Here is a 1,355-nt window from a genome sequence, read left to right as displayed (position 1 = left end):
ATGGAACTTCACACAGCTACCGGAATATTCCCTGAGCGGGCGCGGATCCCAACCCGCGCTTCCGGTCCCGGCAGAATCAGAACCGTAGCTCGTCGCCCGTGAAGAATTCGGAAGCGATTGATCCGTCGCTGTGATTTGTCGTGAGCAAGTATTCGATTTTGCAAGAAAGCCGTGGGTGGGTGGTGGTTTTCTTGCGTTTTGGGATTCCGGATTTAGCGGCTTCGTGATTCCTTGGACGGCGAGATTCGCCGTTGGGGAGAACCCATGAGCCAGCCGCGCGACGATCGTCAGGACGATCTGTTTCGTCCATCTCTGGAGAAGATCATCAACCTTCGCCATCCGCTGGTGCGTCTGGCGGCGGAGATTGATTGGGACTTCCTGGCGGGACGCTTCAGTTCGGTCTGTCGCCTCGGGCCGGGGCAGCCGCCGTTGCCGACACGATTGGTAGCCGGACTGTTCATCCTCAAGCACATGCACAATCTCTCTGACGAGGCGCTGTGCGACAGGTGGGTCGAGAACCCGTATTTTCAGTATTTCTGCGGCGAAGTGGTGTTCCGGCACGACCTGCCGTTCGATCGCTCGTCGCTGACCCGCTGGCGCCAGCGGCTGGGCGAGGAGCAGATCGCCGCGCTGCTGCAAGAAAGCCTCTCGGTGGCGCATCGAACTGGGGCGATCGAGACCAAAGATCTCGAGCGGGTCGTTGTGGACACCACCGTCCAGGAGAAGGCGATCGCGCATCCGAGCGATGCGCGGCTGATGCACCGGGCGATCGAGAAGCTGGTCGATTTGGCCAAACGCGAGGGCATCGAACTGCGCCAGAGCTATCTGCGCGTGGCCAAGCGCGCCGCCATCATGGTGGGGCGCTACACGCATGCCCACCAGTTCAAGCGCGCCCGGCGAGAACTCAAATTCCTGCGCACCCGGCTTGGCCGCATCATCCGTGACATCAGACGCAAGATCGAGGGCGACCCTGCGCTTGAGGATCGCTTTGGTCCGCTGCTCGATCTCGCCCACCGGGTTCGCCATCAAGAGCAGCGTCAGCGCGGTCCCAAGGTCTACTCGTTGCACGCCCCCGAGGTGGAGTGCATCGGCAAAGGCAAGGCCCGGGCACCTTACGAGTTTGGCTGCAAAGTCTCGATTGCCACGCCTGCCACCGCGCCCAAAGGCGGGCAGTTCGTGCTGCATGCCAAGGCCCTGCACGGCAATCCCTATGACGGCCACACGCTCGGTCCCGTCATCGCCGATCTCGAAAAGCTCACAGGTGTCGCAGCGCGCCGCATCCACGGCGACAAGGGCTATCGCGGCCACAACTATCCCGACCGGTTCAAGGTCTGGATCAGCGGCCAGGTTCGCCG

At 62.1% G+C, this 1,355-nt stretch carries 1 protein-coding gene; it reads left to right on the top strand.

Translation table 11 applies throughout. The features are described from left to right. Nucleotides 1–264: 264 nt before the first annotated feature. The coding region (locus VMT30_02305) for an IS5 family transposase (GenBank protein ID HVQ43772.1) at nucleotides 265–1,355 on the top strand (1,091 nt) is incomplete at its 3' end.

Source organism: Candidatus Saccharimonadia bacterium (assembly GCA_035544015.1).
GTDB lineage: Bacteria > Patescibacteriota > Saccharimonadia > UBA4664 > UBA4664 > UBA5169.
This window is presented reverse-complemented; position numbering and strand designations above follow the sequence as displayed.